Source organism: Kitasatospora sp. NPDC059462 (genome assembly GCF_042749955.1).
Taxonomy (GTDB): Bacteria; Actinomycetota; Actinomycetes; order Streptomycetales; family Streptomycetaceae; genus Kitasatospora.
This window is the reverse complement of the sequence record NZ_JBHYUU010000216.1, coordinates 1-9,445: the sequence shown is the minus strand read 5'-3', so window position 1 is coordinate 9,445 and position 9,445 is coordinate 1. Positions and strand designations below refer to the sequence as shown.

General features: G+C 76.6%; 5 protein-coding genes. 3 read left to right on the top strand and 2 right to left on the bottom strand.

Features of this window, described 5'->3' with window-relative positions; translation table 11 throughout:
- Nucleotides 1-78: 78 nt before the first annotated feature.
- Entirely contained in the window at nucleotides 79-1,200 is a 1,122-nt protein-coding gene (locus tag ACFXAM_RS33715) for a mechanosensitive ion channel family protein (RefSeq protein ID WP_380297109.1), read from the bottom strand.
- A gap of 531 nt (nucleotides 1,201-1,731) precedes the next feature.
- On the opposite strand from ACFXAM_RS33715, the gene ACFXAM_RS33710 reads away from it, so the two are divergent.
- Nucleotides 1,732-2,376: an HNH endonuclease gene (locus tag ACFXAM_RS33710; RefSeq protein WP_380297107.1), complete on the top strand. Its 645-nt coding sequence runs from the start codon at nucleotides 1,732-1,734 to the stop codon at nucleotides 2,374-2,376.
- 111 nt (nucleotides 2,377-2,487) lie between these two features.
- On the opposite strand, the gene ACFXAM_RS33705 is transcribed toward ACFXAM_RS33710, so the two are convergent.
- Complete coding sequence (locus ACFXAM_RS33705) at nucleotides 2,488-6,576, bottom strand: beta-N-acetylglucosaminidase domain-containing protein (protein ID WP_380297106.1); 4,089 nt, start codon at nucleotides 6,574-6,576, stop codon at nucleotides 2,488-2,490.
- Between the two features lie 313 nt (nucleotides 6,577-6,889).
- On the opposite strand from ACFXAM_RS33705, the gene malQ reads away from it, so the two are divergent.
- Both malQ and ACFXAM_RS33695 read left to right on the top strand, forming a co-directional pair.
- Complete coding sequence (malQ, locus tag ACFXAM_RS33700; RefSeq protein WP_380297118.1) at nucleotides 6,890-9,034, top strand: 4-alpha-glucanotransferase; 2,145 nt, start codon at nucleotides 6,890-6,892, stop codon at nucleotides 9,032-9,034.
- 20 nt (nucleotides 9,035-9,054) lie between these two features.
- On the top strand, nucleotides 9,055-9,288 hold the full coding sequence (locus ACFXAM_RS33695; protein ID WP_350549418.1) for a hypothetical protein: 234 nt from the start codon (nucleotides 9,055-9,057) through the stop codon (nucleotides 9,286-9,288).
- Nucleotides 9,289-9,445: the final 157 nt, after the last annotated feature.

The window sequence follows — 9,445 nt, the reverse complement described above, 5'->3', positions numbered from 1 at the left end:
CCCGCCTCTAGCGGGGGGGGGGCGGTGCACCACGCGGGGCTGGGCGGGGGCGCCCCGGCCCCCGCGCCTGCACAGACCTCAGGGCGCCTTGGTGGTGGTGTCGTCGGCGGGGCGGACCGGGGCCGGTATCGGGGTGGCGGCCTTGTAGCCCGCGGAGGTGGGGTCGGACAGGGCGGACGGCGGGGCCGGGTCGGTCGCGGGGGGCGGGACCGTGGCGGTGGTCAGCGCCATGGCGGCGGCGGTGGTGCCGGCGCCCGTGCCCGCGGCCACCGGCGCGACCTCCTCCTTGACCTTGATCCCGGCCTCGTCCAGCACCCGCTTGACCCGCTGGCGCAGCGCCCGGGCCACGCTCAGCGACTTGCCCGGGGCGGTGCGCGCCTCGATCCGCAGCACCACGGAGTCCGCCGCGACCGACTCCACGCCCAGGATCTTGAACGGCGCCCAGACGAGCTCGTCGTACGGCGCCTCCTTGGCCATCGCCTCGGCGGTCTCCGCGATCAGCGCCTCGACCCGCTCCAGGTCCTCCTTGTAGCCGACCTGGACGTCCACCGAGGCCGTCGACCAGCCCTGGCTCATGTTGGCGATCCGCTTCACCTCGCCGTTGCGGATGTACCAGATCTCACCGCCCGCGCCGCGCAGCTTGGTCACCCGCAGGCCGACCTCCAGCACCGTGCCGGTGGCCACCCCGGTGTCGATCTCGTCGCCCACGCCGTACTGGTCCTCCATGATCATGAAGACCCCGGAGAGGAAGTCGGTGACCAGGTTGCGGGCGCCGAAACCGATCGCCACACCGGCCACACCGGCGCTCGCCAGCAGTGGCGCCAGGTTCATCCCGAGCGCCGACAGCACCATCAGCGCCGCCGTGCCGAGGATCGTGAACGACGCGACGCTGCGCAGCACCGAGCCGATCGCCTCCGCGCGCTGCTGGCGCCGTTCGGGGTTGACCACCCCGGTATTGGCCAGCAGGCCGCCGAGGCGGCTCGGCTCGTCCTCGCTCTCGCCCGGCCGGATCATCCGCGTTATCAGCTGGGTGATCACCTTGCGCACCATCGCCCGCAGCACCAGCGCCAGCACGATGATGAAGACGATCCGGATCCCGCCGGCGAGCCAGTCCTGCCAGTGCTCGTCGAACCAGCCGGCGGCCTGCCGGGTGGTGTCGGACACCTCCTGGGCGCTGGTCGGGATTCTGAGGTCGGGCAACTCCGGGGCCGTGGGAGTCGGGGACGGGGCGGGCGTCGAGGCCGGCGTCGTGGCGGACGCTTCGGCGAGGAGGCCGGCGGCACCGGACCGGAACACGTGCGGGACCTTCCTGCTGGGGTCGTGGCACGGCCCGTCGACGCGGGGCACGCCCGGGTGGCACGCCCCTGGCCTGCGGACCGTCCGCACTACCTTAAGCCGTGCCGGGCTCGCACCCTGACACGCCGATCGGCCGTTCGGAGGGCGCGCGGACCGGCGCGAACGCCCCGTCCGGGCCCCCGAGCGCCGCTTGCCGCACTGCTCCGACCGGCCCAGCGGTACCCCGCCGGGGCACCGGAGTGCAACCCGCCCTTCCCCCGGGCATACCGGGTATGACAGAAGCCACACCCGGAGTTCACGTCAGGTCCGTTACACAGGAGTGGTGGCGCCGCACGAAGGCGTAAGGCGACACTGGGGGAGATCACGCACCCGTTGCGCGATCCAACCGCTCGTCCCGGCGCGAGCCACGCGCCGCAGGCGTCCAAGGAGGCATCCGTGCCGCATGTCCTGGTCCTCAACGCGTCGTACGAGCCACTCGGCGTCGTATCGATGCGCCGCGCACTCATCCTCGTCCTCAACCACAAGGCGGTCAGCCTGGAGGACTCGGGTGTCACTCTGCACAGCGCCACCAGCGCCCTCCCGGCGCCCTCCGTCGTCCGACTGACCCGCTTCGTGCGGGTCCCGTTCTGCGGGCCCGTCCCGCTCACCCGCCGGGCGCTGTTCGCCCGCGACCACGGCCGTTGCGTCTACTGCGGGGCCGCCGCCACCAGCGTCGACCACGTCATCCCGCGCAGCCGGGGAGGCCAGCACCGGTGGGACAACGTGGTGGCGGCCTGCCGCCGCTGCAACCACACCAAGGCCGACCGCCACCTCACCGAACTCGGCTGGCGGATGAAGCGACCACCGGCGCCGCCCACCGGACTGGCCTGGCGGATCATCGGCACCGGCATCAAGGACCCGCGCTGGCGGCCCTACCTGGAGCCGTACGGCGGCGGTGACCAGCTGCGCGCCCCGCAGTGGGGCGAGTACGAACACCACGACCATACCGACGCCGCCCACCCGGTGCCGCTCGGCCGCACGCACCCCGCGCACCCCGCCCCCGCCCGCCGCGGAGAACAGCCCGAGGCGCTCTCCGCCTGACCCCCGAACCACAAGGGCTTGCCCGTCACATCACCCGGTACGCCTCATGGGCCGCCGCGCACCCCGCAGCCGGGGAGCGCGGCGGCCCGCCGTCTGGGCCCCTTCCCGGGGCTACGGCTGCTTCGACGGCGTGCCGGAGGGCAGCGGCGCCGGTCCGGCCGGGGTACCGGAGGGCGTCGGCGCGGGCGGCGGGGTGGTCGGCGCCGGGCCGCCGGCCTGGCCTCCGCCCGGCGTGCCGGTGGGCGGGGTCACCGGGGGAGCGGTCGGCGCGGTGACCGGCGGGGTCACGGGCGGGGTGACCGGCACGGTCGGCGACGGCGGCAGCGTCCCGTCCGCCGCCGCGGCCGCGTACAGCTCGATGCCCCAGAGCGAGTAGCCGTACTTGGTGCCCCGGGCCACGCCCTGCATCCGCAGGAACTTCGCGGCCGGCGCGTCGAAGCGCACCGTCTCGTTGCCGCCCGAGCCGTCCTCCACCGTCGCGACCGTGGTCCAGGAACGGCCGTCCGCCGAGGCCTGGATCTTGTACGACGCGGCGTACGCGGCCTGCCAGTGCAGGACCGCCGAGCCCAGGTGGGTGGCCTGCGGCAGCTCCAGCTGCACCCAGGCGTCGTCGGCCGGCGGCGAGGACCAGCGGCTCTTCGGGTCCTGGTCGGCCACCGCGGAGGCCGGGAAGTTCGGGGTCTCGTCGGCCGAGGAGGTGGCCTCCGCGGTGATCGCCAGGTCCGGCCCGCCGGTCGGCGGCACCACGTGCACCTGGAGCACCTGGCGGACGGTGGTCGGCCCGGCCACGAACAGCACCGGCACCTGGTACGTCCCGGACGGCGTCTCCGGACCGGCGGTGACCAGCAGCGGCACGCCGACCTTCCCGCCGCGCGGCACGCTCACCCCGGTCACCGGCGCCACGGTCAGCCCCTTGGCGACCGCCGGCACCTCGGTGCGCAGCTCCCCGGTCACGCCCTCGGGACGCCCCGCCTCGACGGTCGCCCGGGCCTGCACCGGCGCGGCCTCCCCGATCACCGCGTCCACCGAGGCGTCGGCCAGGCTCAGCCGGGCCGCCGGGGCGTCCGCGTACCAGGGGATCACCTGGTTGACCACCGGCGGCTCCCCGCCGGGCTTCCAGGCCAGCCGGAACGCGTCGGCGGGCAGTCCGCCGGCAGACAGCTCGTTCCAGCCCGGCTGCACGGTGCCGATCTCCGTCCAGGAGCCGTCCGGGTGCCGCACCGAGACGGTGGCCGAGGCCCGCACGCCCGGGTCGGTGAGGATGGTGAGCCGGTCCAGCGGCCGGGCGGCGCCCAGCTCGACGGTGAGCGGCTCGTCCGAGGCGGTCGGCGCGGTCGCCGCCCGGTAGGCGGTGTCCGGGTTGCCGTCCAGCACCGCGGCGGCCGAGGAGCCGGGCAGCGCGGCCGGGCCGCCGGAGACGCTGGCCGGCAGCTCGTCCGGCGCGGTCACCGAGAACTCGCGCACCGCGACCGCGGTCTTCTGCGCGGCGGTGGCCCGCAGCCGCACCGCCCGGACGACCGCCCCGGCGGGCAGCTGCGCGGAGACCGACTTCTGGTTCTTCACCGGGGCCAGCTTCTTCCAGCCGCCCTCGCCGGTGGTGTACTCCAGCACGCCGTCGCGGATGTAGTCGTCCACGGCGCTCGCGCCGTCCGGACCGCTGCCCCAGGAGCCCATCAGCACCGTCACGCTGCCGACCGGGCGCCCGCCGCCGAGGTCCAGGCCGACCGAGTCGCCGGCCTGCGGCGGCGCCGAGCTCCAGTAGAACGTGTCGGCGACGCCGTCGGCCATCAGCGCCGGCAGGTGGTCGTGCGCGGTGCCCATCGTGGTGGTCGGGGTGATGCCGCCGCCCTGCACCCCGGCCCAGGTGTCGGCGGCCCGCAGCGCCCGCTCCAGGAACGGGCCGAGCACGCCCGCGCCGACCGTCGCCGGGCTCTGGCCGAGCTGCTCGCGCAGCTTGTTCAGCTCCACCCGGGCCTTCCAGGCGGCGCCGCCGTCCCCGCCGCGCTGCGCCAGCAGCATGTCCAGGGCGGCCTTCCCGCCGAGGCCGTAGTCGCGCAGCGGCGCCAGCCAGGGCGCCGCCTCGGCGGCCAGCTGGGCGGTCGCCGGGGCCGCGGCCAGGGTCTGCTGGGCGTCCGCCATCGCGGTGAACGCCTCCCGCAGCGGGGCGGCCGCCTCGATCAGCTTCGCCAGGTCGGGCGCGGTGCCCGCGGTCGGCTCGGCGGTCGCCCAGAACCGCTCCAGCAGCGGCTGGAGGTAGCCGGACTCCTGCGTGGCCAGCGGCGAGGACACGTTGTTGCCGGCCAGCGCGGTGACCGCGGCCAGGGTCTCCCCGGTGGGCGTGGCCGTCGCACCGGTCGGGCCCGCCAGCGAGCGCAGCGCCGCCCGCCAGGAGTCCTCCGGCTTGTAGCCGCCCGGGTTCCAGGCGAAGTCCCCGGCCGTGCCGAGCGCGATCCGGGAGGCGACCGGCTGCTGCATCGCACCGGTCAGCAGGACGGCCGAACGGGTCGCCACCTCGCTGTCGCGGCCGGTGTAGGCGCCCAGGAAGAGCCGGTCCGGGGTGGAGTCGTTGACCGGGTAGTTGTCCATGGTGACCAGCGGGTGGCGGTACAGCTCCGCGGTGTCGCCGGTCTGCTTGCCGGTGATCCGTTCCGGGATCACCCCGACCCCGCTCCAGGCCACCTGCACGGCCGGCGGCAGCGCGTCGGCCAGCGCCCCGCGGTACGGGGTGGAGCCCTGCTGGTGGTACTCGGTGGGGACGACCGACAGCGGCGCCAGGGCAGGGTCCCCGGCGATCAGCCGCTCCTGCACCTTGGTGGCCAGCTCGCCCTGCGCCCGGGCGGCGGCGGCCGGGCCGGTGCCGTACCTGGCCCGGTCGTCGGAGCAGTGCCACTCGTCGTAGGAGACGTCCAGGAACTGGAGCTGGAAGGCGGTGAAGCCGAGCCTGCGCAGCCCGTCCAGCTTGGCGACCAGCGCGTCCGCGTCCTTGCCGGAGCTGTAGCAGAACGACTGGCCGGGGTCGATCGCGTAGCCGAGGGTGACGTGGTTGCGCCCGGCGCGGGCGGCCAGCGCGCGCAGGTCGTCGGCCTTCGCCTGCGGGTAGGCGTCCCGCCAGCGGGCGGTGCGGTACGGGTCGTCGCCCGGGGCGTAGAGGTAGAAGTTCTGCTTGGAGCGGCCGAGGAAGTCCAGCTGGTCCAGCCGCTGCTGCTGGCTCCACGGGGTGCCGTAGAAGGCCTCGGCGGTGCCGCGCACCGGGGCGCCGGACGGCCAGTCGCGCAGGGTGATCCCCGGCAGGCCGAGGCCGGCCGCGCCGGGCGCCTGGCCCTGGTCGGCGGGGACGGCCGCCAGCAGCTGGCGCAGCGACTGCGCCGCGTAGAAGGTGCCGGTCGGATCGGCGCCGGCCAGCACCACCGCGCCGTAGCTGCCGCCGCCGGCCACCGGCAGCTGGCCGGCCGCCAGCACGTAGCCGCCGGCGGGCATGCCGGCCGTGGTCGGTGCCGCGCTGTCCCTGCCGCCGGCCGCGACGGTGAGCTCGCGCAGGACCCGGTCGGTGGGGCCGCCCGCGCCCTCGGTGGGGCCGCCGACGTACACCACCAGGGAGCCGGCGACCGGGGCGGGCGGCTCCGGCACCGAGGTCACGGCGCTCGCCCCGGCGATGCCGAGGACCTCGCGCACCGCGGCGACGGCGCCGTGGTCCGCGGTCGGCGCGGTGACCAGGGTGACGGCGCCCGGCACGGTGACCGGCCGGCCGGCCACGCTCTGCTCCTGCGGGCGGGGGAAGACCCGGGGGTCGCTGACACTGCCCAGCGGGGTCTGCGGGGCGCCGCTCGCGGTGCTCACCACGTCCGCCCCGGGGGAGTACCCGGGCACCCGCGCGTACGCGGCCGGGCCGCTCACCAGCAGACCGCCGACCACGGCCGCCGCCGACAGGGTGGCCGCCATCTGGAGGGTGCGCCGGCTGGGCGCGCCCGGGCGGGCGGCCAGCGCGCGCTCGGCGCGCACGGAGTGCAGCAGCGGTTCGGTGCCCTTGAGGTCCGCGATCAGCCGGTCCGCCGTGCGGGGCACCAGCTGACGGCACGTCCGCGCGGTGGCCCGCCGTGCCGCGAGGGCCGCGGGGTGCTGCAGCACCTCGCGCAGCGACGGGCTCTGCTCCAGCTGCTGACGGAGCCGCCGCCCGGCCACCTCGGACACTCGGGCTTGCACAGGAGCCTCCTCGCCAGGCCGGAACCACATCGCGGCAAAGCCCACCAGCTACGTTTCCCGGTGTCAACGCCGTCGACGGGTATGCCGATTTTGTCCGATTTACGCCGGACTTAAGGCCTCTTTAAAGGAGGCTCTCCGCCCTCCCGAACACTTCTTTCCGCCCCTCTCCCACCCCTTCGGCGGGGTGTGTCCGCCGGGTCGCCGGGGCGTCACCCGGGTAGGACTGTGGCTGTCCTGACTGGGCGTTGCCGAGACATCGCAGGAGCCGCGAGTGGCCGCTTATCTCGACCGTGACGGAGCCGACGGACCGGACGTGCCCGCGCAGGACGCGCCGCCGCCCCCGCCCGAGCTGGTGGCGCTGGCGCAGGCCCACGGGGTGGACACCCGCTGCGGCCCCGGGGGAGTGCCGGCCGGAGCCCGCACGCTGGTCGCCGTGCTCGCCGCGCTCGGCGTGGACGCCGCCACCCCCGACGCCGCCCGCGCCGCGCTCGCCCGCCACCGGGACGAGCGGCGGGCCCGGCTGCTGCCCCCGACCGTCGTGGCCCGGGCCGGCCGCCGCACCGCGCTCGACCTCCCCGCCGGCACCCGGCTCGCCGTCGCCCTGGAGCAGGGCGGCCGCTGGGAGCTGCCGCGCGGCCACGCCCACTGGCTGCCCGCCGACCTGCCGCCCGGCCGGCACACCCTGCACGCCGACGCCGCGGACCGCACCGCCACCGCCCACCTGATCGTCGCCCCCGAACGCCTGCCCGCCCTCCCCGGCCGCGGCTGGGGCTTCCTCGCCCAGCTCTACTCCGTGCTCTCCGACCGCTCCTGGGGCATGGGCGACCTCGCCGACCTCGCCGACCTCGCCACCTGGGCCGGCTCGCTGGGCGCCGCCTTCCTGCAGATCAACCCGCTGCACGCCGGGCTGCCCGCCGTCCCCTCCGACCCGTCCCCCTACCGCCCGTCCTCCCGCCGCTTCGCCGACCCGGTCCACCTGCGGGTCGAGGAGGTCCCCGAGTACGCCTACCTCACCGGCCCGGCCCGCGCCGAGGCGGACGAACTGCTGACCCGCGCCGCCCGGCTGCGCTCCGAGGTGCTGGAGCACGACGGCCTGATCGACCGCGACGAGGTCTGGGCCCTCAAGCGCCGCGCCCTGGAACTGCTGCACACCGGGTACCGCCGGTACGCGGAGGAGCACGGCGCCGTCCGCACCGCCGCCTTCGACGCCTACCGGGCCCGCGAGGGCGAGTGGCTGGAGCGGTACGCGCTCTGGAACGCCCTGGCCGAGCGGCACGGCGCCGACCACCACCGCTGGCCGAAGGGCCTGCGCCACCCCGGCTCCCCGCACGTGCGGCGCGCGGCCGCCGAGCTGGCCGGCCGGGTGGACTTCCACCGCTGGCTGGCCTGGCAGACCGACCGCCAGCTCGACCGCGCCCAGCGGGCCGCCCGCACCGCCGGGATGCCGGTCGGCCTGGTGCACGACCTCGCGGTCGGCGTCCACCCGGACGGCGCCGACGCCTGGGCGCTCCAGGACGTGCTGGCCGCCGGCATCTCGGTCGGCGCGCCGCCGGACGCCTTCAACGCGCGCGGCCAGGACTGGGGCCTGCCGCCCTGGCGCCCGGACGCGCTGGCCGAGGCCGGCTACGCGCCCTTCGCCGAGCTGATCCGCTCCGCCGCCCGGCACGCCGGCGCGCTGCGGATCGACCACGTGATGGGCCTGTTCCGGCTCTGGTGGGTGCCCGCCGGGCACGCCCCGACCGAGGGCGTCTACGTGCGCTACGACGCCGAGGCGATGCTCGCCGTGCTCGCCCTGGAGGCGCACCGGGCCGGCGCCGCGGTGATCGGCGAGGACCTCGGCACCGTCGAGCCGGGCGTGCGCGAGGAGCTGGCGGCGCGCGGCGTGCTCGGCACCTCGGTGCTCTGGTTCGAACGCGACTGGCAGGCCGGGGGCGGGATCCTGCCGCCCGGGCGGTGGCGCGCGGGCAGCCTCGCCACCCTGACCACGCACGACCTGCCGTCCACCGCCGCCCGGCTCTCCGGCGAGCACGTGGAGCTGCGCCACCGGCTGGGCCTGCTGGCCCGTCCGCTGGGCGAGGAGCAGGCGCAGGCCGCCGCCGAGCTGGCCGACTGGCGGGCCGAGCTGGTCCGGCTGGGACTGTTGGGCGCGGACGAGCCGCTGTCGGCCCTCGCGCTGCACCGGTTCCTGGCCGCCACCCCCGCCGGGCTGATCGGCGTCTGGCTGCCCGACGTGGTCGGCGACCCGCGTCCGCAGAACCTCCCGGGCACCTGGGACCAGTACCCGAACTGGCGCCTGCCGGTCGCCGACGGCTCGGGGCGCCCGGTCACCCTGGACGCGCTGGCCGCGGCCCCGGACGCCCGGACCCTCGCCGGCCTGCTGGGCTCCGTGGGCGCCCGGCCGGGCACCGCCGGTGACGGCCCTCCCGAAAGGCCGACCCCGCCGAGCGGCCCGGCGTAAGTGACGGGTAAGTTGGCACCGTGGACAAGAGGAACGCTTTGCGAGCCGGCGCGGTCACCGCAACGGTCACGCTGATGATGCTGCTGTCGTCGCCCGCCATGGCCCTCACCCGGGACGACGGCGACGACCCGGGTTCCGGCCTGAGCGTCGCCGAGACCCTCGGGCTCTACGTGCTGCTGCCGATCGCGGCCTTCGTGATCATCGGCGGCCTGGCCGCGCTGCCGCTCGGCGGCGGCAAGGACAAGAAGAAGTAGCCGAGCCGCTTCGTCCTCCACGCACAGACCCCGAGGGGGGGGCGGGGCCCGGGCGGCGCCCCCCGCCGGGGGTCCGCGGCCCCACCCCCCGCCGCCCGGGAGGGGGGGGGGTCGGGCGGCGCAGCCCTCCGCGGCGGGCCGGGGGGCGGGCGGGGCC